Genomic DNA, 23,908 nt, shown 5'->3' on the forward strand with positions numbered 1-23,908 from the left:
CAAGCCTTTTTGGTTACTTTTTCGGCGTCTGGAAAAAGTGACTCGCTGTAAGAGCGAAACCAATATCCCAGTTAGACACGAATGCCGGATATGTACTCAACACACCAGTCAAACAAGATCAAACAGCCGTAAACCCTGAGAACCTGGTGTAACTGACACAACCCATTGCCTGATTTTGCGACGACTTCGCCCCTCGTCAGCGGCTACGGACATCCCTTCCGGTAACAACCCGCCGCAAATACCTGCAACTGCGGATAAAACGCCCGAAAATCCTCGCTCAGAGGTTCATACAACGCCTTCAAGTCCTGCATCGCCCCGGCCAGTTCCTCGGGGCGCGACAAGCGCCGGGCTATACCATTGAACACCTGCTCCAGCACGGCAAAATCCCGATACGAACCCAACCAGTCATGGGCCGCCATGTGCGGCGCAATCGTGGCAAGCCGCCGTGGCAGCTGTTGTTCGGCCACCAGCACCCGGTAAAAATCCGAGGTAAAACGCTCCAGCGGCCCTTCAGCATACTGCCCCCAGTCCCGCGCCAGGCAATGGTCAAAAAACACGTCCAGCACAATGCCCGCATACCGCCGGCGAGTATGGGCAAATCGCGACAACGACTGATCAACCAGGGGGTGGTTGTCAGTAAAGACATCAATGCTGCGGTGCAGCGCTATACCGTGTTCAATGTCCGCGCTGTATTGGCCATGCAGCCGCCCTTTGACAAAATCGCCATAAAGACTGCCCAGCATTTCTTCCGGGCGCTGACCGCCAAGGTGCAGATGTGCGAGATAATTCATGGGCGCAGTTTAGCACTGCCACACCAATATCGTTATAACCCGATATATCGATTTGAGCTGATCTAAGATCGAAATCATATTTGTATATCGCGATATAACGATTTAAAGTTCGCCTCATCGCGATATAACGTTGTACCCAATGAGCACTGCAACCATGACGATCGACCTCGACGAAATAATAAAAGCCCTGGCACACCCAGTACGCCGAGAAATTCTCAACGCTCTGAAAAACCCTGATGCCTCGTTCCCTGACCAGGTTCACTCCACCGAACATGGTGTGTGTGCCGGGCAGTTTGATCAGCTCTGCGGCCTGTCGCAGTCCACGGTTTCTGCCCATCTCGCAACGCTGCAGCGAGCGGGCCTGATTACCAGCCAAAAACACGGTCAGTGGCACTTTTTCAAACGTAATGAGGAAACCATCAAGGTCTTCCTCGAAAAAATCAGCCAAGAGCTTTAAAAGGACTTCCATGCCCCTCTCGCTACTCATTCTGGCGCTCAGCGCTTTCGCCATCGGGACCACCGAGTTTGTGATCATGGGCTTGCTGCCTGATGTCGCAACCGACCTTGGTGTATCCATTCCCGGTGCCGGCTGGCTGGTAACCGGCTACGCGCTGGGTGTGGCCATCGGTGCGCCGTTTATGGCGCTGGCCACGGCCAGGTTGCCGCGCAAGGCCGCCCTGGTAGCGTTGATGGTGATATTCATCATCGGCAACCTGCTCTGTGCCCTGGCCAGTGATTACAACGTGCTGATGTTTGCCCGTGTTGTCACTGCCCTGTGCCACGGCGCGTTCTTCGGTATTGGTTCGGTCGTGGCCGCAGGCCTGGTACCTGCCAACAAGCGCGCGTCTGCCGTGGCCCTGATGTTTACCGGCCTGACCCTGGCCAACGTGCTCGGCGTTCCCCTGGGCACTGCTCTGGGCCAGGCAGCAGGATGGCGCTCGACGTTTTTTGCCGTCACCGTGATCGGTGTCGTGGCATTGATCGGCCTGATCCGCTTTCTGCCAGCCAAGCGTGACGAGGAAAAACTCGACATGCGTGCCGAACTGGCCGCGCTCAAAGGCGCAGGCATCTGGCTGTCGCTGAGCATGACTGCGCTGTTTTCCGCGTCGATGTTCACCCTGTTCACTTATGTCGCGCCCCTGCTCGGTGATGTCACCGGCGTTTCGCCAAGCGGCGTGACCTGGACTCTGCTGCTGATCGGCCTTGGCCTGACGGTGGGCAATATCATCGGTGGCAAGCTGGCGGACAAACGCCTGGCCGCAACGCTGATCGGTGTGTTTATCGCGATGGCGGTGATGTCCACCGTACTGACCTGGACCAGCGTCGCGGTGATCCCGACTGAAATCACCCTGTTTTTGTGGGCTGCGGCTTCATTCGCTGCCGTACCGGCGCTGCAAATCAATGTCGTGACCTTCGGCAAGGCTGCCCCGAACCTGGTTTCAACCCTGAATATCGGCGCATTCAACGTCGGCAATGCACTCGGTGCCTGGGTTGGCGGCAGTGTCATCGCCCACGGCTTCGGACTCACCAGCGTTCCACTGGCCGCTGCCGCACTGGCAATACTGGCACTGCTGGTGACGCTGATCACTTTCCGCCAGGGCGGCAATTCCGAACTGGCTACTGCTACGAACTGATCCTTGAGAGGGCTGCATAAATGACGACGATTTTCGATCCGATCAAGTTGGGCGACCTCGAACTGCCCAACCGCATCATCATGGCTCCGCTGACCCGCTGCCGCGCCAGCGAAGGTCGGGTACCTAATGCCCTGATGGCTGAATACTACGTTCAACGCGCCTCTGCCGGCCTGATCCTGAGCGAGGCCACATCGGTCACGCCTATGGGCGTCGGCTACCCTGACACTCCGGGCATCTGGGCCGACGACCAGGTACGCGGCTGGACCAACATCACCCGGGCCGTACACGCCGCCGGTGGCCGGATTGCGCTGCAGTTGTGGCATGTAGGCCGCATCTCGCATCCGATGTACCTGAACGGTGAAACGCCGGTTGCACCCAGCGCCATTGCGGCCAAGGGCCATGTTAGCCTGGTGCGCCCGAAGGTTGATTTCCCGACGCCTCGCGCGCTGGAAACTGCCGAGATCGCCGATATTGTCGAGGCCTACCGCACAGGCGCAGAAAACGCCAAGGCTGCCGGTTTTGATGGCGTCGAGATCCATAGTGCAAATGGCTACCTGCTCGACCAGTTCCTGCAAAGCAGCACCAACAAACGTACCGACCAGTACGGCGGCAGCATAGAGAACCGTGCGCGCCTGTTGCTGGAAGTTACCGACGCCGCCATTGAAGTCTGGGGTGCCGGCCGGGTTGGCGTGCATTTGTCGCCACGGGCCGACCTGCACGACATGGGCGATGAAAACCTGGCCGAAACCTTTGGTTATGTCGCCCGCGAACTGGGCAAGCGCGGTATTGCCTACATCTGTGCGCGCGAGCATGAAGCTGCCGACAGCCTGGGCCCGCAACTCAAGCAAGCCTTCGGTGGCCCGTACATCGTCAATGAGAGCTTCACCAAAGACAGTGCCAATGCCTGGCTGGCAGCAGGCAAGGCCGATGCCGTCGCATTCGGCGTGCCGTTTATCGCCAACCCTGATCTGCCCGCACGCTTGAAGGCCGATGCGCCGCTGAATGAGGCGCACCCGGAAACCTTCTACGTCAATGGCGCAGTGGGCTATATCGACTATCCAGTACTCTAAGTACTGAGCCTGGCACGGCCAGGTGACTGCACCACGCAAAACGCCCGAGACCAATGGCCTTGGGCGTTTTGCTATAACCGTTTAAACATCACCGCCCGGACCTTTTTTGCGGGCAAAAAAAAGGGGCGGTTTGACCCGCCCACATTTTTTCCCTAGTCCCTTTTGTTCCTTCTCATCATCCTGATGAATCGCTTCCCGCGATGTCCGTCTGCGTTCTTCCTTGAGCGCCGTATCGATCCGTCGATACAGTTCAAATACTAGAGTTTTATAGGATTGCTGCAAGCGCGGATGTTATGAGTATTTATTACACAAACTGCCCAACTAAAAATATAAATACATTATATTTCAATGACTTATGAGTTAAGCACTGTTACACAAAGGCGTTTGCCCTTTATTGCCAAGCCCTTGGCTTACGTAAAAAGTAAGTAAAGGCTTACAGCAAGCCACAGGCAATAACCTATCTCGTCCGTGACATTCCATTTCAAAGCCGATTAAATAAACAATTAGTTCAAGTTTGTATAACAACAAGGTCCATATTGTTGTCAAATTCGCACTACCGGGCATCACTCAAAACAAACACCCACAAAAAACCCCGATTAGTTCGGGGTTTTTTGTCAGCCGTTCGCGGATTACTGGAACAGCGACTCGCTCGACAGGCCGTTGCGTTCAAGAATTTCTCGCAAGCGCTTGAGCCCTTCAACCTGGATCTGGCGCACACGCTCACGGGTCAGGCCAATTTCCAGCCCTACATCCTCAAGAGTGCTGCTCTCATGGCCACGCAGCCCGAAACGGCGAATCACCACTTCACGCTGCTTGTCTGTGAGCTCGGACAACCACTGATCGATACTTTGCGACAAGTCATCGTCCTGAAGCAGCTCACAAGGGTCTGTGGGCCTGTCATCCGTCAGGGTATCAAGCAGGGTTTTGTCAGAGTCCGGCCCCAAAGACACGTCTACCGAAGACACGCGTTCATTAAGCCCAAGCATGCGCTTGACCTCGGCGACCGGTTTTTCGAGCAGATTGGCGATTTCTTCAGGAGAGGGTTCGTGATCGAGCTTTTGCGTGAGTTCGCGCGCGGCTCGCAGGTAGACGTTCAGCTCTTTTACAACGTGGATCGGCAAACGGATGGTGCGGGTCTGGTTCATGATCGCCCGTTCAATCGTTTGGCGGATCCACCAGGTGGCGTAGGTCGAGAAGCGAAACCCTCGTTCGGGATCGAATTTCTCGACAGCCCGGATCAGGCCCAGGTTGCCTTCTTCGATCAGGTCAAGCAATGACAAACCACGGTTGACGTAACGTCGGGCAATTTTCACCACCAGCCGCAGGTTGCTTTCTATCATTCGCTTGCGCCCGGCCGGGTCGCCGCTTTGCGACAAACGCGCAAAATGGACTTCTTCTGCCGGAGAGAGTAACGGGGAAAAGCCGATTTCATTGAGGTACAACTGGGTCGCATCAAGGGCCCGCGTGTAGTCAATGTACTTGTGCTGTTTTGTAGCAGCTGCTTTTTTGGACTTGGTTCTAGCTGTAGGGGGCGAATCGTCTTCTTCTGACATCAAGTCGCTATCGATGCTGGAGTCCATAAGGAGCACCTCATCGTCGATGTCAAACCCCGGCGCTTCTTTGTTGAGAGCCATTGCAATAGTCCTTTGTTGAGTTCGACCTCAAGCTCAAGCCTCGCCTTAATCCCTGGCAACGCTGGAGCCTGTTCCTTATCCACATCAGGAACAGGCTGGTAACCGATCAACGGCGAGGAAGGAATTGCAATGGATCTACAGGTTTACCTTGGCGGCGAATCTCAAAGTGAAGTTTCACCCGGTCTGTACCAGTTGACCCCATTTCGGCAATTGTCTGTCCGACCTTGACCTGCTGTCCCTCCCGAACCAAAAGCCTGCGGTTGTGACCGTAGGCACTGACGTAGGTATCACTGTGTTTGATGATGATCAGTTCGCCGTAGCCCCTCAATCCACTGCCAGCGTATACAACCGAACCATCAGACGCAGCTAAAACAGGCTGTCCCAAATCGCCGGCGATATCAATACCTTTATTCAAACTACCGTTTGAAGAGAATTTTCCGATCAAAATGCCATTTGAGGGCCATCCCCACCCCTTGGGAGCAGGGCCTGCCGGCATCGGGGCAACCGCTGCGGGGGCACTTGCAGCCGTGGCGGAACGCTTGATAACCGTGGTTTTGCTGCCCGAAGAGGATGACACAACGGTGGTGGTCGAGCCGCCTGCAGGCTGGGTGCCTGAGCGACCGTCAAAGCGGATGACCTGGCCCGGGACGATGGTGAACGGGGCGGCAATATTGTTGCGTGCAGCCAGGGCCTTCCAGTCCCACCCATAACGAAAGGCAATCGAGAACAAAGTGTCGCCGCGACGCACCGCGTATTGCCCGGTGGTCACGGCCGGGCGCTGGGCCACGCCGTTACGGTCAACGACATTCACGCCATTTTTGGGGGTGCTGGAGCACGCTGCCAACAAAGCCAGTGTGGTACTCAGAAATAGACCGACCACCAGTCTCTGAAAGCTTTTGCTGCTCTTACGCTGCGCAATGACTGTGAGACTCACCCGCCGCTCCCTTTGAAGATGGCTAAATAGTAAAACGCCAGTACTGGCCATGGTTTGCAGCAAGTATAACTGGCTATAGGGCTTTTACAGACTGTAAAGCCGATTGATAAACACAGCGTATAAAACATACACACATACCGGGCAGAGCCCGGGTGATGGGCTTTATGACCCGTACCCTGCCCCAAAATTCACCCGATACGTACAAAGACTCAGGCCAGCGGCCCGTTGAGCAGCGGCACAAAGCGTACATTACCGATCACCCGCCGGGCGAAACCGTGCTCTTCGCGCACGATCAACATCAACTGCTGCATCTCGCCGGCACCCACCGGGATCACCAGGCGCCCGCCAGGGGCCAGTTGGTCGAGCAGTGCCTGCGGCACATCAGTGGCTACAGCGGTGACGATAATGCCGTTGTAAGGCGCCAGCGCAGGCCAGCCCTCCCACCCATCGCCCCAGCGGAACACCACATTGCGCAGGTTGAGCTCAAGCAATCGCTCCTTGGCCCGGTCCTGCAGCACCTTGATGCGCTCGACCGAAAAAATCCGCTCGACCAGCTGCGACAGCACGGCGGTCTGGTACCCCGAACCGGTGCCGATCTCCATGACCTTGTCCAGCGGCCCGTCCTCAAGCAACAGCTCGCTCATGCGCGCCACCATGTAAGGCTGGGAGATGGTCTGGTTATTGCCGATCGGCAGCGCCGTATCTTCGTACGCCCTGTGCGCCAGGGCTTCATCCACAAACAGATGACGTGGCGTGCGGCGAATGACCTCGAGCACGTTCTGGTTAACGATGCCCTCTTCACGCAGGCGCTGAATCAGCCGCTCACGGGTGCGCTCAGAGGTCATGCCAATGCCGCGGTGCATCATGCCATCCTGCTCGCGCGCCATCAGCCCATGCCCTCCAGCCAGTCATTGAGGCTGTTGAAACCATCACCAAAGGTGCGATCCAGTTGCAGCGGCGTGATCGATACATAACCCTGCATCACGGCATGGAAGTCCGTGCCCGGGCCACCGTCTTCGACATCGCCTGCCGCAGCAATCCAGTAACCTGCCTTGCCGCGCGGATCAACCACCCGTACCGGTGCAGCAGCACGGGCACGATGGCCGAGACGGGTGAGTTGAATGCCACGAATCTTCGCCAACGGCAGGTTGGGAATGTTCACATTGAGGACCGTACGCGGCGGCAAGTTCAGCGATGCGTGGGCTTCAAGCAGCTTGCGGGCAAAAAACGCCGCCGTCGGCAGGTTGTCCACCTGGCGGGAGACCAACGAAAAGGCAAAAGAAGGACGATCCAGGAAGCGGCCCTCGAGTGCCGCCGCCACAGTGCCCGAGTACAACACGTCATCACCCAGGTTGGCACCCAGGTTGATGCCCGACACCACCATGTCCGGCTGCTGCTCGAGCAAGCCGTGAATAGCCAGATGCACGCAATCGGTAGGTGTACCGTTGATGCTGATAAAGCCATTGGCCAGGGTATGAGGATGCAGGGGACGGTCCAGCGTCAGCGAACTGCTGGCGCCACTTTTGTCCTGCTCGGGGGCAACTACCACGCACTCGGCGTAGTCGGCCAGCGCACCATAAAGCGCGGCCAGGCCCGGAGCTGTTACCCCGTCATCGTTTGAAATCAGAATACGCATAAGGTGTCCGCTTGATCCAACGTCACCAGATCAACAAGCTCGCGCACCAGAACAGTGGCGAAGCATCCTGGCGGCAGAACAAATTCCAGTTGCAGAATGTCAGGCTGAGGATAATGCCACGTCAACCGGCCAATGGGCAGTCGCAGGATGCGTCGCTCATGGCTCATGCCGGCGCGTACCAGCCAGTCACGCAAGTCGGCTTCACGCTCTGCAATTGACTGCTCCAGCGCGTGGGTGGCGCCAGTGGTCGGTGATTCGCCCTCGCCCCACTGCGGGCCGGTGGGGTGCAGATCGAGAATGGCCAGGCGCGGGTCGCTGCATTCAGCCTCGCCCGCCGGGAAAAAGCTGCGGCTGTCGGTAAAAGCCAGTAAATCGCCAACCTGCGCCCGTTGCCAGCTGCCATCGGCCACCCGTGCGGCCAGCACCTGATTGAACAGATAGCTGCGCGCGGTGGACAGCAGCCGCGAACGAACGTTGCGCTGCTCAGGCAAGGCCTTGCGCGCCGCATAATCACGGGCTTCGCCCAGATTGCCGCCCTGCCAGCCAAAGCGCTGGCTACCGAAATAGTTCGGTACACCCTGCTTGGCGATCAGTTGCAGGCGTTGCTCCAGCGCGTCCTTGTCAGCGTTCAGTTGCGTCAGGCGCAAGGTGAAACCATTGGCCGCATGGGCTCCACGCTGCAATTTGCGCTTGTGTCGCGAGGTCTTGAGAATCTTCAGCGTGTCGTTTTCGGCGCCCGACAGATCAGGGTCTGCCTTGCCCGGCAGTTGCACGCTGAACCACTGGCGGGTCAATGCCTGGCGGTCCTTGAGGCCTGCATAGCTGACGGTGCGCAGTGGCACGCCTGCAGCCTTGGCAAGGCGCCGGGCCGCCTCCTCGGTATTCAGGCCGCGCTTCTCGACCCACAACCACAGGTGCTCACCATCTCCGGACAGCGGTATATCAAGCACTTCGTCGACTTGAAAATCTTCAGCCGTGGCCTTGAGCACAGCCGTGCCCAATGCCTCGCCATAAGCGAGCGGGCCCAGCAGATCGAACTCGTTCATGAGCGAACCAACAAGGCAATGGAATGCACTGCGATGCCTTCTTCACGCCCAACGAAGCCGAGCTTCTCGGTGGTCGTGGCCTTTACGTTTACCTGGTCCAAATCAACCTCTAGATCCGCGGCAATCAGCGCACGCATCGTTTCAATATGCGGCGCCATTTTTGGCGCCTGGGCAATGATGGTGTTGTCGACATTGCCGACTTTCCAGCCCTTGGCATGGATCAGACCGACGACATGACGCAACAGAACGCGACTGTCAGCGCCCTTGAAGGTCGGATCGGTGTCCGGGAAATGCTTGCCGATATCGCCAAGCGCTGCAGCGCCCAGCAAGGCGTCGCTCAGGGCGTGCAAAAGCACATCGCCATCAGAGTGGGCCAACAGCCCGAATTTATGGGAGATCCGCACGCCGCCCAACGTAATGAAATCGCCTTCAGCGAAACAGTGCACATCATAGCCGTGGCCAATACGCATAAAAAAACGCCCCGATTAAGTCAGGGCGTGATTCTACCTACTATTAAGCACTTAGTGCGCTTGCGTGGTGACGCAAGTGGTCGTCAATAAAGCTGGCGATGAAGAAATAGCTATGGTCGTAGCCCGGTTGCAAACGCAAGGTCAGCGGGTAATCGGCTAGCCTGGCGGCCTGTTGCAGCACTTCAGGCTTGAGCTGAACAGCCAGGAAGTCATCGCGATCTCCCTGATCGACCAGCAACGGCAGCCTTTCACTGGCCTCGCCAATCAGCACACTGGCATCCCACTCACGCCAGCGCGCCCGCTCTTCTCCCAGGTAATGGGAGAATGCCTTTTGCCCCCACGGGCAATCCATCGGATTGCTGATGGGCGCAAACGCCGACACCGACTGGTAACGCCCCGGATTTCGCAACGCGCAAACCAACGCCCCGTGCCCACCCATCGAGTGTCCGCTGATGCCACGCTTTTGCGAAGCCGGGAAATGCGCTTCGACCAGAGCCGGCAATTCCTGCACCACATAATCGTGCATCTGATAGTGCTGGGCCCACGGCTGCTGAGTGGCATTCAGATAGAACCCTGCACCCAGGCCGAAATCCCACGCCCCCTGCGGGTCATCGGGCACGCCTTCGCCACGGGGGCTGGTGTCCGGTGCGACGATGATAAGGCCCAATTCGGCAGCCATCTTCATGGCCCCGGCCTTGTGCATGAAGTTTTCGTCGGTACAGGTCAAACCCGACAACCAATACACTACAGGCAGCTTTGCGCCCTGCTCCGCCTGCGGCGGCAAGTACACGGCAAACACCATGTCGCAGCCCAGCACTTCGGACCGGTGCTTGTAACGCTTGTGCCAACCGCCAAAGCTCTTCTGGCAGGAAATGTTCTCAAGAGACATGGGCAACTCCAGACCACAAGACAAACACCCCCCTGTGGGAGCAAGCCCGCTCCCACAGGTATTTTATGGCATTCGACTTGCCGCAGTTATTTAGAAATGGATGACAGTGCGGATGCTTTTGCCTTCATGCATCAGGTCAAAAGCCTTATTGATATCTTCCAGGCCCATGGTGTGGGTGATGAAAGTATCCAGCGGGATCTCGCCGCTTTGTGCCATATCTACATAGCTTGGCAATTCGCTGCGGCCGCGCACGCCACCAAATGCCGAACCGCGCCAGACGCGACCGGTCACCAGCTGGAACGGACGGGTGGAAATTTCCTGCCCCGCACCTGCCACGCCAATAATCACCGACTCGCCCCACCCCTTGTGGCAGCACTCCAGTGCCGCACGCATCAACTGCACATTGCCGATGCACTCAAAGGAAAAATCGACACCGCCATCGGTCATGTCGACTATCACTTCCTGAATCGGGCGATCGAAGTCTTTCGGGTTCACGCAATCAGTAGCACCCAGCTGTCGGGCGATTTCAAACTTGGCCGGGTTGATATCAATGGCTATGATCCGCGCCGCCTTCGCTTTCACCGCACCGATTACCGCAGACAGGCCAATACCGCCCAGACCGAAGATGGCCACGGTGTCGCCCGGCTTGACCTTGGCCGTGTTCAGCACCGCGCCGATCCCGGTCGTCACGCCGCAACCCAGCAGACACACCTTCTCCAGAGGAGCGTCCTTCTGAATTTTTGCGACCGAAATCTCAGGGAGCACGGTGTATTCGGAAAAGGTCGAAGTGCCCATGTAGTGGAAAATCGGCTGACCTTTGTAGGAGAAGCGCGTAGTGCCATCAGGCATCAAGCCCTTGCCCTGGGTGGCACGAATGGCCTGACACAGGTTGGTCTTGCCCGACAGGCAGAATTTGCACTTGCCACATTCAGGGGTGTACAGAGGGATGACATGATCGCCGACCGCAACCGAGGTCACGCCTTCGCCGATGGCTTCAACGATGGCACCGCCTTCATGGCCCAGGATCGACGGGAAGATGCCTTCCGGGTCGGCGCCCGACAAGGTGTAGGCATCGGTATGGCAAACACCCGAGGCCACAACCCGCAGCAGCACTTCGCCAGCCTTGGGCATGGCAACGTCTACTTCCACGATTTCCAGCGGCTTTTTGGCTTCGAACGCAACGGCGGCACGTGACTTGATCATCGATCGTCTCCAGCAAAGTAAAAACAAGACGCAGAGTGTAAATCAGCGCCAGGTGATTAATAATCCAGGCAAAAGCAAAACATTATTGCTATGCAGGGATAATCAACCATGAATGAGAACCGCTGGGAAGGTATAGACGAATTTGTCGCTGTGGCCGAATGCGGCCAATTCACGGCGGCGGCCGAACGTCTTGGCGTCTCTTCATCCCATATCAGCCGCCAGGTAGCGCGACTTGAAGAGCGATTGCAGACCCGCCTGTTTTATCGCAGTACCCGCAAGGTGACGCTGACCGAAGCCGGGCAGACTTTTTTGCAGCATTGCCAGCGCCTGCAAGACGGACGTGAAGAAGCACTGCGTGCCATCGGTGATCTGGCCAGCGAGCCCAAGGGCATGTTGCGCATGACCTGTGCCGTGGCCTATGGCGAACGCTTTATCGTGCCGCTGGTTACGCGCTTTATGGGGCTGTACCCGCAATTGCGGGTGGACATCGAACTGAGCAACCGGCCATTGGACCTGGTGCATGAAAGCCTGGATCTGGCGATCCGCCTGGGGCGCTTGCAGGATTCAAGACTGGTAGCCACGCGCCTGGCTCCCAGGCGCATGTATATGTGCGCCTCGCCCTCCTACCTGGAACGTTACGGGCGCCCCCATAGCCTGTCGGAATTGAGCCGGCACAATTGTCTGATTGGCAGTTCAGATCTATGGCAATTGCAGCAGGACGGCCGCGAATTTTCGCAACGGGTGCAAGGGAACTGGCGATGCAACAGTGGGCAGGCTGTACTGGATGCTGCGTTACAGGGTGTAGGGATTTGTCAGTTGCCGGACTATTACGTGCTGGAGCACTTGAAGACCGGGACGCTGGTGTCGTTGCTCGACACCCACCAGCCCCCCAACACCGCAGTATGGGCGCTGTACCCGCAACAGCGGCACTTGTCGCCCAAGGTCAGAAAGCTGGTTGATTACTTGAAGGAGGGGTTGGCCAAGCGGGAGGAATACCAGGAGAGGGAGCAGTAGTTGTTAACAGTGGGAGCGGGCTTGCTCGTGATGCAGACGACTCGGTCTGTCAGGCAAACTCAGCTGATACCATCGCGAGCAAGCCCGCTCCCACAAGAACCTCCGCAGGTTCTGATCAGCGCTTGGCCCAACGCAAACGCAACCACTCAAGGTCTTCGGGGCGGGTGACCTTGATATTGTCCGAACGCCCTTCGATCAAACGCGGCGCCAGGCCTGCCCACTCCATCGCTGAAGATTCATCGGTGATGGTTGCATCGGCCACCAGGCTGTCAGCCAAAGCACGATGCAACGCCCCCAAGCGGAACATCTGCGGCGTATAGGCCTGCCAGATCAAGCTGCGATCCACGGTTTCAACCGCACGCCCCTGCTTGTCCACCCGCTTGAGCGTGTCCCGCGCTGGAACGGCTAACAAACCACCTACAGGGTCGTCAGCCAATTCACTCAGCAGCTTGTTAAGGTCTTCCCGAGACAGGTTGGGCCTCGCGGCATCATGCACCAACACCCAATCGTCATCTGCCGCGCCCTGCGCATGCAGGTGCAACAACGCGTTGAGTACCGAGTCGGCGCGCTCACGCCCGCCGTCTACCCGTACAACCCGAGGGTCGGCAGCACAAGGCAAGGACGGCCAGAATGGATCATCAAAAGCGACACTGACCACCAGCCCCTTCAGGCCCGGGTGGTCGAGGAAACAGCTGATGCTGTGTTCCAGAATACTGCGTCCGCCCAACTGCAAATATTGTTTGGGACGGTCCGCGGCCATACGGGCACCTACACCCGCGGCAGGAATCACGGCCCAGAAGGCCGGTGACAAATGACTCATTGGGCCAACTGATAGAGGGTTTCACCCTCTTTGATCATGCCCAACTCATGGCGAGCACGTTCTTCAACGGTCTCCATGCCTTTTTTCAGCTCCAGCACTTCCGCATCCAGCACGCGGTTGCGCTCAAGCAGGATTTCGTTTTCAGCACGTTGATCGGCTATTTGCTGGGTCAGGTCAGTAACCTGCGCCAAACTGCCATTACCCACCCACAGGCGATACTGCAGGCCTGCCAGCAGCAAGAGCAAGATTAGAAACAACCAATTGGGACTGCGCATCGAATATCAGGTATCCAGTGAAAAGACAGCCATGCCGACAAACGTAAACAACGAATAATACAAAGCCTGGACGAACCAGGCTTGTATACAGAAGCATCAGATTAGTGTCAAAAGACCCGACTTGGCGAGCTTTCCGACACTACCTGCTGACTTTTTACCATTAAGTACTCAGCCGCGAAACTCGCCACGGCCGTTGTACTTGGCTTTTGCACCCAGTTGCTCTTCGATACGCAGCAATTGGTTGTACTTGGAAACGCGATCGGAACGGCACAGCGAGCCGGTCTTGATCTGGCCAGCGGCGGTACCCACGGCCAGGTCGGCAATGGTGGAATCTTCGGTTTCGCCGGAGCGGTGCGAGATCACAGCCGTGTAACCTGCAGCCTTGGCCATCTGGATGGCTTCCAGGGTTTCGGTCAGGGTGCCGATCTGGTTGAACTTGATCAGGATCGAGTTGGCGATGCTCTTGTCGATGCCTTCTTTCAGGATCTTGGTGTTGGTCACGAACAGGTCGTCGCCTACCAGCTGTACTTTCTCACCGATTTTGTCGGTCAGAATTTTCCAGCCATCCCAGTCAGACTCGTCCAGGCCGTCTTCGATGGAGATGATCGGGTAACGCTGGGTCAGACCCTTGAGGTATTCAGCAAAACCTTCGGAGCTGAACACCTGGCCTTCGCCCGACAGGTTGTACTTGCCGTCTTCGTAGAATTCACTCGCCGCGCAGTCCAGCGCCAGGGTCACGTCGGTGCCCAGGGTGTAACCGGCATTGGCGATGGCTTCGGAAATGACTTTCAGAGCATCTTCGTTGGACGCCAGGTTCGGTGCGAAACCACCTTCGTCGCCCACTGCGGTGTTCAGGCCACGGGCCTTGAGCACTGCTTTGAGGTGATGGAAGATTTCGGTGCCCATGCGCAGCGCGTCAGAAAAGGTCTTGGCGCCAACCGGCTGAACCATGAACTCTTGAATGTCGACGTTGTTATCGGCGTGCTCGCCACCGTTGATGATGTTCATCATCGGAACCGGCATCGAGTAAACACCCGGAGTGCCGTTCAGGTTGGCGATGTGTGCGTACAGCGGCAGGTCCTGGTCCTGGGCAGCAGCTTTGGCAGCAGCCAAAGACACGGCCAGGATGGCGTTGGCGCCCAGGGAGCCTTTGTTCTCAGTACCGTCCAGCGCGATCATCGCGTGGTCCAGCGCCTTTTGGTCAACCGGGTCTTTACCCAGCAGCAAATCACGAATCGGGCCGTTGATGTTGGCAACGGCTTTCAGCACGCCTTTGCCCAGGTAACGGCTTTTGTCGCCATCACGCAGTTCCAGCGCTTCACGGGAACCGGTGGAAGCACCGGACGGCGCGCAAGCGCTGCCGATGATGCCGTTGTCGAGAAGCACGTCCGCTTCCACAGTGGGATTGCCACGGGAGTCGAGAACTTCACGACCTTTGATGTCGACGATCTTTGCCATTGTTGTAAATACTCCAAAGTTGACGAAAACGACGCAGCTGAGGGAAATATTGTTATCGGCGGCAAGGGTCAAATAGCGGGCAGCCTTGCGGGCGATAAGGCTCGGGCCCTGAGGCCCGAGAAATCGTGCGGTACTTTACCGGAGAAACGAGGGTTACGCGGTTTCTATTGTCGGAAAACTTTTAACCAACTCATCCAGCGACTTCAGCTGAGCCAGGAATGGCTCCAGCTTGTCCAGGCGCAAGGCACAAGGGCCGTCGCACTTGGCGTTGTCAGGATCCGGGTGTGCTTCCAGGAACAGACCGGCCAGGCTCTGGCTGATACCAGCCTTGGCCAGGTCGGTTACCTGGGCACGACGACCACCGGCAGAGTCCGAGCGACCGCCAGGCATTTGCAGCGCATGGGTCACGTCGAAAAACACCGGGTATTCGAACTGCTTCATGATGCCGAAGCCCAGCATGTCGACAACAAGGTTGTTGTAGCCAAAGCTGGAGCCACGTTCGCAGAGGATCAACTGATCATTGCCCGCTTCTTCGCATTTGCTCAGGATGTGTTTCATTTCCTGAGGCGCAAGGAACTGGGCTTTTTTGATGTTGATCACGGCGCCGGTCTTGGCCATGGCCACGACCAGGTCAGTTTGACGCGACAGGAAAGCCGGCAACTGGATGATGTCGCAGACCTCGGCGACCACGGCCGCTTGCGCAGGCTCGTGGACGTCGGTAATCAGCGGCACACCGAAGGCGGCCTTGATGTCCTGAAAAATCCGCATGCCTTCTTCGAGGCCTGGGCCACGGTAAGAGCTGACAGATGAACGATTGGCCTTGTCGAAACTGGCCTTGAACACGTAAGGAATACCGAGCTTTTCGGTGACCCGTACGTACTCTTCGCACACCTGCATGGCCATATCACGGCTTTCCAGCACGTTCATGCCACCGAACAAGACCATTGGCTTGTCGTTGGCAATTTCGATATTGCCTACACGGATAATCTTTTGCGCCATTCTGATTACGCCTTCTTCTCGTGTTGCGCCAGTGCAGCTTTGACGAAACCGGTGAACAATGGATGGCCATCACGTGGCGTGGAGGTGAACTCCGGGTGGAACTGGCAAGCGACAAACCAAGGATGATCCGGAGCTTCAACCACTTCTACCAACGCGCCGTCACCGGAACGACCGGTCACTTTCAGGCCTGCTTCGGTCAGTTGCGGCAGCAGGTTATTGTTCACTTCATAGCGATGACGATGACGTTCAACAATCACGTCCTTGGCATAGCAATCGTGAACCAGGGAACCGGCTTGCAGCTGGCAATCCTGCGCGCCCAGACGCATGGTGCCGCCCAGGTCGGAAGTTTCGGTACGGGTTTCGACTGCACCGGTGGCGTCTTCCCACTCGGTGATCAGACCGACAACCGGATGGCCGCTGCTGCGATCGAATTCGGTGGAGTTGGCGTCTTTCCAGCCCAGCACATTACGTGCGAACTCGATAACCGCTACTTGCATGCCCAGGCAGATACCCAGGTATGGCACCTTGTTCTCGCGTGCATATTGAACGGCAGTGATCTTGCCTTCGACGCCGCGCAGACCGAAGCCGCCAGGAACCAGAATGGCATCACAACCTTCAAGCAGCTCGGTGCCTTTGTTTTCGATGTCTTCGGAGTCGATATAGCGCAGGTTGACCTTGGTACGGTTGGAAATACCGGCGTGGCTCATCGCTTCGATCAGCGACTTGTACGCGTCCAGCAGTTCCATGTACTTGCCGACCATCGCGATGGTGACTTCGTGCTCCGGGTTCAGCTTGGCGTCGACGACCTTGTCCCACTCGGACAGGTCGGCGCTGTTGCATTCCAGGCCAAAGCGCTCAACGACGAAATCATCCAGGCCCTGAGCGTGCAGCATGCCCGGGATCTTGTAGATGGTGTCGGCGTCTTCCAGCGAAATGACAGCACGTTCCTCAACGTTGGTGAACAGCGCGATCTTGCGACGCGAAGACACATCAACGTGGTGATCGGAGCGGCAGATCAGTACGTCTGGCTGCAGGCCGATGGAACGCAGCTCTTTAACCGAGTGCTGTGTAGGTTTGGTTTTCGTTTCGCCAGCGGTGGCAATGTACGGAACCAGAGTCAGGTGCATCAGCATGGCGCGCTTGGCGCCCACTTCGATGCGCAGCTGACGGATAGCTTCGAGGAACGGTTGCGACTCAATGTCACCCACAGTGCCGCCAATCTCAACCATCGCTACGTCGGCATCGCCGGCGCCCTTGATGATCCGACGTTTGATTTCGTCGGTGATGTGCGGAATTACCTGAATGGTTGCACCCAGGTAATCACCACGGCGCTCCTTGCGCAGGACGTGTTCGTAAACGCGGCCCGTGGTGAAGTTGTTGTTCTGGGTCATGGTCGTGCGGATAAACCGCTCGTAATGGCCCAAGTCCAGGTCGGTTTCGGCGCCGTCGTGCGTGACGAACACTTCACCGTGCTGGAACGGGCTCATGGTGCCCGGATCAACGTTGATGTAGGGGTCCAGCTTCAGCATGGTGACCTTAAGTCCCCGCGCCTCCAGGATGGCTGCCAATGAAGCCGAGGCAATGCCTTTCCCCAATGAAGAAACAACACCGCCCGTGACGAAGATGTAGCGCGTCATGAAAAACCCTAGAAGTCTGCGTTAAAGCGGTCAGAGCCGCCGGGGAAAGCGAAGGAAGGCCGAAGCCCCCAATCACCAGCATTAGTCACAGTGCACCTTTCGAAAAACTGCTGCGTTGAAACAGACCGATGGAAACCACCGGTTCGATGCAAGCCACACATTTTTTTAAAATCGCCCAGCAAAGACTGCTTGGTAATCGGCAACATCTGCAATTCTGGTGAATCCACAGAAGTTGTATCAAGAAGGGAGCGTAGTCTACCGGAAACCCCCTTTCAGCTCAAACCTTGATCGCTCGAAGTTGGCAGCCACTGCAATTTCCAGCGCCCACAGGGGCTGGAGTCCAGTCCAGGGAGGTTTGCCACGGCCAATAACTGCTCATTGCGGTACAGAAGCGGCAATCTGCCACGGGCAAACAACGGAACACCTCGCTCGTTGAGCAGCCGCTTGAGATCACGATGACCGCGCTGTGCCTGCGCCATCACTTCGCCCCCTAGACGATAGCTCACTTGCAAAGGGCCATCCGGGATATCCCCGACAAAATGCACACGACCATTACCCGGCAGCGCCAGGGCCTGATCAGGACAGGGCCACAACACCGGGGCGATCGGTTGGTGCAACCATTCGCCGGCCAGCCACCAAATACGTCCACCGGCACGATGCAACTCGCCGTCTGCGAGCTTCCACACCGGCTGCGCATCGATGCGGGCATCCCGCAGGGCATCCCACCCCGCCCAATGGTCGGTGTCCGGCAATGACGTGAAGGCTGACAGCCAGTGACGCAAGGCATTGCGCTGACGGGCAGGTGACAGGCCGGCGATGGCGGTCAGTTCCAGGGAGGGCAAGCCAAGCCAGGCAAACTCGCTGGTAGAGCCCGCAGCGTGCAAATCCTGCTGGGCCAGTTCATCCAGCAAACCCTGCGCCTCGGCACAGTGCGCTGCGCTGCGGGCCATGGTGGCAGCCGCCTGGGGCCAGCGCCGAGCGAGGACCGGAAGGACTTCATGGCGCAGGAAGTTGCGGGAAAAGTCTGTCTGGCTATTGGACGGATCTTCAATCCAGCTCAGCCCTTGTGCTCGGGCATATGACTCAAGCTGGGCGCGGGACACGTCCAGCAAAGGCCGGCACAGGTGTCCTGCGCCCAGGCGACGCTGGCGCGGCATGCCCGCCAGGCCGCTGACCCCCGCCCCGCGCAACAGGCGAAACAACAGGGTTTCAGCCTGGTCATCGCGATGCTGCCCGAGCAGCAGCACCTCCCCGGCACCGCTGATCGCCGCAAACGCTTGATAGCGCGCATCCCGCGCTGCACGCTCGACACTTGCGCCCGCCTGCACCTGCACGGCAATCACCTGCAAGGGCACTCCAAGCCCCTTACACAGCGCCTGACAATGGGCTGGCCACGCATCGGCCGCCGCCTGTAGGCCATGATGCACATGGACAGCGGTGATAGGCGGTAATGAGTGGGTTTTACGTAATTGAACGAGAAGGTGCAGCAGAACAGTGGAATCGAGTCCGCCGGAGAGCGCGACGTGCCAGGCCTTGGCGTTGCGCCAGGGGCCGAGAGCTTGCAGAAGTAGAGTTGACATGTCAGCCATTAGAAGCCCCTCACCCTAGCCCTCTCCCGGAGGGAGAGGGGACTGACCGCACGCGGTAGCGAGAACACCACCAATCAGCTCCCTCTCCCTCCGGGAGAGGGTTGGGGTGAGGGCCGGTTTTAATCAGGTATCAGAGACCGTAGCTCATCAAACGATCATAACGACGTTTGAGCAGAGCTTCGTGATCCAGCTTCTTGAGCATGTCGAGCTGGGAAATCAGATCGGCACGAATGCTCGCAGAAGCCGCAGCCGGGTCACGGTGCGCGCCGCCCAATGGCTCGCCAATCACCTTGTCGACGATGCCCAGGCCTTTCAGGCGTTCTGCAGTGATACCCATGGCTTCAGCTGCGTCCGGCGCTTTTTCGGCGGTTTTCCACAGAATCGAGGCGCAACCTTCCGGCGAGATCACCGCGTAGGTCGAGTACTGCAGCATGTTCAACTGGTCGCACACGCCAATGGCCAATGCACCGCCCGAACCGCCTTCGCCGATAACGGTGGCGATGATAGGGGTTTTCAGGCGCGACATGACGCGCAGGTTCCAGGCAATGGCTTCGCTCTGGTTGCGCTCTTCGGCGTCGATACCCGGGTAAGCACCCGGCGTGTCGATAAAGGTCAGGATCGGCATCTTGAAGCGCTCGGCCATTTCCATCAGACGGCAGGCCTTGCGGTAGCCTTCAGGGCGCGGCATACCGAAGTTGCGTCGTACCTTTTCACGCACTTCACGGCCTTTCTGATGACCAATCACCATCACTGGCTGATCGTCCAGACGGGCAATACCGCCAACAATGGCAGCGTCATCGGCAAAGTGGCGGTCGCCATGCAGCTCATCAAACTCGGTGAAGATGTGATCGATGTAGTCCAGCGTGTAGGGACGACGCGGGTGACGGGCCAAACGGGCAATCTGCCAGCTGGTCAGCTTGCCGAAAATATCTTCAGTCAGCGTTTTGCTTTTGTCTTGCAGACGAGAGATTTCATCACTGATATTCAGCGAATTGTCATTACCAACCAAGCGCAACTCTTCGATTTTGGCTTGCAGGTCAGCAATCGGCTGTTCGAAATCAAGAAAATTCGGGTTCATAAGCATCCGTCTTGGGTCGGCGGCAAAGCATGCCAGAGGGTCTGAAACCCAGCAATTGCTGGCGTTTCTAACCGAGCTGGGGCAGCCGGTTGATCTGTATCGCGCCTACCTTAAGGGACAGGCGCTCTCAGGTCGAGATTAAAAATTCAGGTCGAGGTCAGGGCGCAGCTATGGCCCCTGACCGTCAACGGTATTGGAGGAAGACGTTGTCTCGCCCGAACTGGTCACGCAGGGCTTGAATCAAGCTGTCTGCCGGATCGATCCGCCAGGTCTCGCCAAACTGCAACATGGCCTTGGCCTCTTCGCCCGTGTACTCCATGGTGACAGGGCAGGCTCCGCGATGTTTTTTCAGCAACTCGCCCAGATTACGCAACTGATCACCCTTGAGCGCGTCCCGGTTCACTTTCAGGCGCAAGCTCTCGGCCAGACTGGTGCGTGCATCTTCCATGCTCATCACCCGTTTGACCCGCAGGCGCAGGCCACCGGAGAAGTCGTCATTGCTGACTTCACCTTCGACCACCACCATCGCATCAGTCTGCAACAGCGACTGCGCCGAATGAAACGCCTCGGCAAACAACGACGCTTCAATGCGCGCCGAACGGTCATCGAGAGTGATAAAGCCCATCTTGTCGCCTTTTTTGTTCTTCATCACCCGCAACGCGATAATCATCCCGGCAACGGTCTGGGTATCACGGGCTGGCTTGAGATCAATAATGCGCTGGCGGGCAAAGCGGCGGATCTCGCCCTCGTACTCGTCAATCGGATGGCCGGTCAGGTACAGGCCCAGAGTGTCCTTCTCGCCTTTGAGTCGCTCCTTGAGCGTCAGTTCCCTGGCCTTGCGGTGGTGGGCATAGACGTCCGCATCAGCCTCGACAAACAACCCGCCAAACAGGTCGGCGTGCCCGCTGTCATGGGTGCGCGCAGTTTGTTCGGCTGCCTTGATCGCTTCTTCCAGCGCCGACAGCAACACCGCACGGTTCTGGTCGATGTTGGCTTGCCAGGCCTTGGGCTCGTCATGGAAAAACGGCCCCAGGCGGTCAAGGGCACCGCTGCGGATCAGGCCATCAAGAGTACGCTTGTTGATACGTTTGAGGTCAACCCGGGCGCAGAAATCGAACAAATCCTTGAACGGGCCGTCCTGACGCGCCTCGGTAATGGCCTCGACAGGCCCCTCGCCCACCCCCTTGATCGCCCCCAGGCCATAAATGATCCGGCCTTCATCGTTCACCGTGAACTTGAACTCCGAGGCATTCACATCCGGCGCATCGAGACGCAGCTTCATGCTGCGAATCTCTTCGATCAGGATCACCACCTTGTCGGTGTTGTGCATATCCGCCGACAGTACCGCGGCCATAAATGGCGCCGGGTAGTGGGTTTTCAGCCAGGCGGTCTGGTACGACACCAGGCCGTAGGCAGCGGAGTGGGACTTGTTGAAACCGTAACCGGCAAATTTTTCCACCAGGTCGAAAATGTTACCGGCCAGGTCAGCGTCAATATTGTTATTGGCGCAACCTTCAATAAAGCCACCGCGCTGCTTGGCCATTTCTTCGGGTTTTTTCTTGCCCATGGCCCGACGCAGCATGTCAGCGCCGCCGAGGGTATAACCGGCCATGACCTGGGCAATCTGCATCACCTGTTCCTGATACAGAATGATGCCGTAAGTGGGTGCCAATACAGGCTTGAGGCCTTCGTACTGGTAATCGGAGTGCGGGTACGCCAGTTCGGCGCGACCGTGCTTACGGTTGATAAAGTCATCAACCATGCCTGACTGCAGCGGCCCTGGACGGAACAGGGCCACCAGTGCGATCAAGTCTTCCAGGCAGTCGGGCTTGAGCTTTTTGATCAGCTCTTTCATACCGCGCGACTCGAGCTGGAACACCGCGGTGGTTTCGGCCTTTTGCAGCAACTGGTAGGTCGGCTTGTCGTCCAGCGGGATAAAGGCGATATCCAGCGGCGGCTCGTCGACCTTGGCGCGATCGCGGTTGATGGTTTTCAACGCCCAGTCGATCACTGTCAGGGTCCGCAGACCGAGGAAGTCGAACTTCACCAGGCCAGCAGACTCAACGTCATCCTTGTCGAACTGGGTAACCAGACCACCACCCTCTTCGTCGCAGTAAATCGGCGAGAAGTCAGTCAGTTTGGTCGGTGCGATCACCACACCACCGGCGTGCTTGCCGACGTTACGTACAACGCCTTCAAGCTTGCGGGCCATTTCCCAGATTTCGGCCGCTTCTTCATCAACCTTGATAAAGTCGCGCAGGATTTCTTCCTGCTCGAAGGCTTTTTCCAGGGTCATACCGACTTCAAACGGAATCATCTTCGACAGACGATCCGCCAGGCCGTAGGACTTGCCCTGCACCCGCGCCACGTCACGGATTACCGCCTTGGCGGCCATCGAACCGAAAGTGATGATCTGGCTTACCGCGTTGCGTCCGTATTTTTCGGCCACATACTCGATTACCCGGTCGCGACCATCCATGCAGAAGTCGACGTCGAAGTCGGGCATCGATACCCGTTCCGGGTTAAGGAATCGTTCGAACAGGAGGTCGTATTCCAGCGGATCAAGGTCGGTGATCTTCTGTACATAGGCCACCAGCGAGCCGGCACCCGACCCCCGGCCCGGTCCTACCGGTACGCCATTGCTCTTGGCCCACTGAATAAAGTCCATCACGATCAGGAAGTAACCCGGGAACCCCATCTGGATGATGATATCCAGTTCGAAATTCAGCCGGTCGACATACACCTGACGCTTGGTGTCGTAATCCTCGGTGGTGTCTTTGGGCAGCAGAACGCTCAGGCGCTCTTCCAGGCCGTCAAATGACACCTTGCGGAAATATTCATCGATGGTCATGCCATCAGGGATCGGGAAGTTGGGCAAAAAGTGAGTGCCCAGCTTTACTTCGATATTGCAGCGTTTGGCAATTTCAACCGTGTTTGCCAAAGCATCAGGCAAGTCACTGAACAGCTCGGCCATTTCCTCGGCGCTTTTCAGATACTGCTGATCGCTGTAATTCTTGGAGCGACGCGGGTCGTCCAGTGCCCGGCCCTCACCAATGCAGACGCGGGTTTCGTGAGCCTCAAAGTCCTGTTGCCTGATAAAGCGTACATCGTTGGTTGCCACCAGCGGCGCGCCGATCTTGTCTGCCAGAGCCACAGCCGCATGCAGATGCTCTTCGTCATTGGGACGCTTGGTGCGCTGCACTTCGATATAGAAGCGGTCAGGGAACACCGTCATCCATTCTCGGGCCAGGGTCTCGGCTTCTTCAGTGTTGCCACTGATCAGCGCGACACCGATCTCGCCCTCTTTCGCAGCCGACAGCATGATCAGGCCGTCGGCGGCCTCGGCTACCCACTCGCGCTCGATGATGACCTGGCCATTGCGCTGGCCATCGATGTAACCACGGGAGATCAGCTCGGTCAGGTTGCGATAGCCCAACGGGTTCATCGCCAACAGGCTGATACGGCTGAGGGGGTTTTCAGGGTCCTTGTTCGACAGCCACAGGTCTGCACCACTGATCGGCTTGATGCCGCCGCCCATGGCCGCCTTGTAGAACTTGACCAGGGAGCACATGTTGTTCTGATCGGTCACCGCGACAGCGGGCATATTCATGCCGGCCAGAGTTTTGATCAGCGGTTTGATCCGCACCAGGCCATCGACCAGGGAGTATTCAGTGTGCAGGCGCAGGTGAACGAATGAAGCCGGCATGGTGATCCTGTCTATAAGCTTTGAG

At 57.7% G+C, this 23,908-nt stretch carries 21 protein-coding genes; 4 read left to right on the top strand and 17 right to left on the bottom strand.

Translation table 11 applies throughout. The annotated features are described in order from the left end of the window. Positions 1-203 precede the first annotated feature (203 nt). A complete protein-coding gene (locus FHL07_RS12485) occupies positions 204-791 on the bottom strand; it encodes an acyl carrier protein phosphodiesterase (RefSeq protein ID WP_095020574.1) in 588 nt (195 codons plus the stop codon). 154 nt (positions 792-945) lie between these two features. Between FHL07_RS12485 and FHL07_RS12490 the strand changes: the two genes are divergently transcribed. The 3 genes from FHL07_RS12490 to FHL07_RS12500 are packed head-to-tail and all read left to right on the top strand — an operon-like array spanning position 946 to position 3,495. After that, a complete protein-coding gene (locus tag FHL07_RS12490; protein WP_095001333.1) occupies positions 946-1,248 on the top strand; it encodes an ArsR/SmtB family transcription factor in 303 nt (100 codons plus the stop codon). Between the two features lie 10 nt (positions 1,249-1,258). Next, positions 1,259-2,425 carry an MFS transporter gene (locus tag FHL07_RS12495; protein WP_095001332.1) on the top strand — a complete coding sequence of 389 codons (1,167 nt, stop codon included), beginning with the start codon at positions 1,259-1,261 and terminating at the stop codon, positions 2,423-2,425. A gap of 20 nt (positions 2,426-2,445) precedes the next feature. Further along, entirely contained in the window at positions 2,446-3,495 is a 1,050-nt protein-coding gene (locus FHL07_RS12500; RefSeq protein ID WP_138738563.1) for an alkene reductase, read from the top strand. Positions 3,496-4,124: 629 nt separating this feature from the next. On the opposite strand, the gene rpoS is transcribed toward FHL07_RS12500, so the two are convergent. The 8 genes from rpoS to FHL07_RS12540 all read right to left on the bottom strand — a co-directional run bounded on the left by rpoS (position 4,125) and on the right by FHL07_RS12540 (position 11,307). Next, positions 4,125-5,129, bottom strand: a complete 1,005-nt coding sequence (gene rpoS, locus FHL07_RS12505; protein WP_095001330.1) for an RNA polymerase sigma factor RpoS — start codon at positions 5,127-5,129, stop codon at positions 4,125-4,127. Positions 5,130-5,235: 106 nt separating this feature from the next. Continuing rightward, positions 5,236-6,063: a peptidoglycan DD-metalloendopeptidase family protein gene (locus FHL07_RS12510; RefSeq protein WP_095001329.1), complete on the bottom strand. Its 828-nt coding sequence runs from the start codon at positions 6,061-6,063 to the stop codon at positions 5,236-5,238. 209 nt (positions 6,064-6,272) lie between these two features. Beyond that, entirely contained in the window at positions 6,273-6,908 is a 636-nt protein-coding gene (locus FHL07_RS12515) for a protein-L-isoaspartate(D-aspartate) O-methyltransferase (RefSeq protein ID WP_169916772.1), read from the bottom strand. 41 nt (positions 6,909-6,949) lie between these two features. Beyond that, positions 6,950-7,699: a 5'/3'-nucleotidase SurE gene (surE, locus tag FHL07_RS12520; RefSeq protein ID WP_095001327.1), complete on the bottom strand. Its 750-nt coding sequence runs from the start codon at positions 7,697-7,699 to the stop codon at positions 6,950-6,952. After that, a complete protein-coding gene (gene truD, locus FHL07_RS12525) occupies positions 7,687-8,745 on the bottom strand; it encodes a tRNA pseudouridine(13) synthase TruD (protein ID WP_095001326.1) in 1,059 nt (352 codons plus the stop codon). Before truD ends, surE begins: the two co-directional genes overlap by 13 nt. Then, complete coding sequence (ispF, locus tag FHL07_RS12530) at positions 8,742-9,215, bottom strand: 2-C-methyl-D-erythritol 2,4-cyclodiphosphate synthase (protein WP_095001325.1); 474 nt, start codon at positions 9,213-9,215, stop codon at positions 8,742-8,744. Before ispF ends, truD begins: the two co-directional genes overlap by 4 nt. A gap of 43 nt (positions 9,216-9,258) precedes the next feature. Beyond that, positions 9,259-10,110, bottom strand: a complete 852-nt coding sequence (gene fghA / locus FHL07_RS12535) for an S-formylglutathione hydrolase (RefSeq protein ID WP_170943723.1) — start codon at positions 10,108-10,110, stop codon at positions 9,259-9,261. An 84-nt stretch (positions 10,111-10,194) separates the two neighbouring features. Continuing rightward, on the bottom strand, positions 10,195-11,307 hold the full coding sequence (locus tag FHL07_RS12540) for an S-(hydroxymethyl)glutathione dehydrogenase/class III alcohol dehydrogenase (protein WP_016782003.1): 1,113 nt from the start codon (positions 11,305-11,307) through the stop codon (positions 10,195-10,197). A gap of 108 nt (positions 11,308-11,415) precedes the next feature. On the opposite strand from FHL07_RS12540, the gene FHL07_RS12545 reads away from it, so the two are divergent. Beyond that, positions 11,416-12,321 carry a LysR substrate-binding domain-containing protein gene (locus tag FHL07_RS12545; RefSeq protein WP_095038748.1) on the top strand — a complete coding sequence of 302 codons (906 nt, stop codon included), beginning with the start codon at positions 11,416-11,418 and terminating at the stop codon, positions 12,319-12,321. Between the two features lie 115 nt (positions 12,322-12,436). On the opposite strand, the gene ispD is transcribed toward FHL07_RS12545, so the two are convergent. The 8 genes from ispD to dnaE form a co-directional block, all read right to left on the bottom strand. Further along, positions 12,437-13,141, bottom strand: a complete 705-nt coding sequence (ispD, locus tag FHL07_RS12550) for a 2-C-methyl-D-erythritol 4-phosphate cytidylyltransferase (RefSeq protein WP_095001322.1) — start codon at positions 13,139-13,141, stop codon at positions 12,437-12,439. Beyond that, positions 13,138-13,416, bottom strand: a complete 279-nt coding sequence (gene ftsB / locus FHL07_RS12555; RefSeq protein WP_016782000.1) for a cell division protein FtsB — start codon at positions 13,414-13,416, stop codon at positions 13,138-13,140. Before ftsB ends, ispD begins: the two co-directional genes overlap by 4 nt. A 168-nt stretch (positions 13,417-13,584) precedes the next feature. Next, positions 13,585-14,874: a phosphopyruvate hydratase gene (gene eno, locus FHL07_RS12560; RefSeq protein ID WP_095001321.1), complete on the bottom strand. Its 1,290-nt coding sequence runs from the start codon at positions 14,872-14,874 to the stop codon at positions 13,585-13,587. 153 nt (positions 14,875-15,027) lie between these two features. Further along, on the bottom strand, positions 15,028-15,873 hold the full coding sequence (kdsA, locus tag FHL07_RS12565; protein ID WP_016781998.1) for a 3-deoxy-8-phosphooctulonate synthase: 846 nt from the start codon (positions 15,871-15,873) through the stop codon (positions 15,028-15,030). Between the two features lie 5 nt (positions 15,874-15,878). Continuing rightward, the gene (locus FHL07_RS12570; RefSeq protein WP_029611550.1) at positions 15,879-17,510 is read right to left on the bottom strand and encodes a CTP synthase; all 1,632 of its coding nucleotides are present in this window, start codon (positions 17,508-17,510) and stop codon (positions 15,879-15,881) included. Positions 17,511-17,782: 272 nt separating this feature from the next. Next, positions 17,783-19,099, bottom strand: coding sequence for a tRNA lysidine(34) synthetase TilS (gene tilS, locus FHL07_RS12575; protein WP_138738564.1), 1,317 nt, complete (start codon positions 19,097-19,099; stop codon positions 17,783-17,785). Positions 19,100-19,229: 130 nt separating this feature from the next. Beyond that, complete coding sequence (locus FHL07_RS12580; RefSeq protein ID WP_016781995.1) at positions 19,230-20,177, bottom strand: acetyl-CoA carboxylase carboxyltransferase subunit alpha; 948 nt, start codon at positions 20,175-20,177, stop codon at positions 19,230-19,232. 184 nt (positions 20,178-20,361) lie between these two features. Continuing rightward, positions 20,362-23,883, bottom strand: coding sequence for a DNA polymerase III subunit alpha (gene dnaE, locus FHL07_RS12585; RefSeq protein ID WP_095001318.1), 3,522 nt, complete (start codon positions 23,881-23,883; stop codon positions 20,362-20,364). Positions 23,884-23,908 lie beyond the last annotated feature (25 nt).

It is taken from the genome of Pseudomonas sp. FSL W7-0098 (assembly GCF_005930585.1).
GTDB classification, from domain to species: domain Bacteria; phylum Pseudomonadota; class Gammaproteobacteria; order Pseudomonadales; family Pseudomonadaceae; genus Aquipseudomonas; species Aquipseudomonas bubulae.

What these genes read in the sequence shown, in the direction of transcription:
- FHL07_RS12485 (WP_095020574.1), bottom strand. Translation starts at nt 791, where the DNA reads ATGAATTATCTCGCACATCTGCACCTTGGCGGTCAGCGCCCGGAAGAA.
- FHL07_RS12490 (WP_095001333.1), top strand. Translation starts at nt 946, where the DNA reads ATGACGATCGACCTCGACGAAATAATAAAAGCCCTGGCACACCCAGTA.
- FHL07_RS12495 (WP_095001332.1), top strand. Translation starts at nt 1,259, where the DNA reads ATGCCCCTCTCGCTACTCATTCTGGCGCTCAGCGCTTTCGCCATCGGG.
- FHL07_RS12500 (WP_138738563.1), top strand. Translation starts at nt 2,446, where the DNA reads ATGACGACGATTTTCGATCCGATCAAGTTGGGCGACCTCGAACTGCCC.
- rpoS (WP_095001330.1), bottom strand. Translation starts at nt 5,129, where the DNA reads ATGGCTCTCAACAAAGAAGCGCCGGGGTTTGACATCGACGATGAGGTG.
- FHL07_RS12515 (WP_169916772.1), bottom strand. Translation starts at nt 6,908, where the DNA reads ATGACCTCTGAGCGCACCCGTGAGCGGCTGATTCAGCGCCTGCGTGAA.
- surE (WP_095001327.1), bottom strand. Translation starts at nt 7,699, where the DNA reads ATGCGTATTCTGATTTCAAACGATGACGGGGTAACAGCTCCGGGCCTG.
- truD (WP_095001326.1), bottom strand. Translation starts at nt 8,745, where the DNA reads ATGAACGAGTTCGATCTGCTGGGCCCGCTCGCTTATGGCGAGGCATTG.
- ispF (WP_095001325.1), bottom strand. Translation starts at nt 9,215, where the DNA reads ATGCGTATTGGCCACGGCTATGATGTGCACTGTTTCGCTGAAGGCGAT.
- FHL07_RS12540 (WP_016782003.1), bottom strand. Translation starts at nt 11,307, where the DNA reads ATGATCAAGTCACGTGCCGCCGTTGCGTTCGAAGCCAAAAAGCCGCTG.
- FHL07_RS12545 (WP_095038748.1), top strand. Translation starts at nt 11,416, where the DNA reads ATGAATGAGAACCGCTGGGAAGGTATAGACGAATTTGTCGCTGTGGCC.
- ispD (WP_095001322.1), bottom strand. Translation starts at nt 13,141, where the DNA reads ATGAGTCATTTGTCACCGGCCTTCTGGGCCGTGATTCCTGCCGCGGGT.
- ftsB (WP_016782000.1), bottom strand. Translation starts at nt 13,416, where the DNA reads ATGCGCAGTCCCAATTGGTTGTTTCTAATCTTGCTCTTGCTGCTGGCA.
- eno (WP_095001321.1), bottom strand. Translation starts at nt 14,874, where the DNA reads ATGGCAAAGATCGTCGACATCAAAGGTCGTGAAGTTCTCGACTCCCGT.
- kdsA (WP_016781998.1), bottom strand. Translation starts at nt 15,873, where the DNA reads ATGGCGCAAAAGATTATCCGTGTAGGCAATATCGAAATTGCCAACGAC.
- FHL07_RS12570 (WP_029611550.1), bottom strand. Translation starts at nt 17,510, where the DNA reads ATGACGCGCTACATCTTCGTCACGGGCGGTGTTGTTTCTTCATTGGGG.
- tilS (WP_138738564.1), bottom strand. Translation starts at nt 19,099, where the DNA reads ATGGCTGACATGTCAACTCTACTTCTGCAAGCTCTCGGCCCCTGGCGC.
- FHL07_RS12580 (WP_016781995.1), bottom strand. Translation starts at nt 20,177, where the DNA reads ATGAACCCGAATTTTCTTGATTTCGAACAGCCGATTGCTGACCTGCAA.
- dnaE (WP_095001318.1), bottom strand. Translation starts at nt 23,883, where the DNA reads ATGCCGGCTTCATTCGTTCACCTGCGCCTGCACACTGAATACTCCCTG.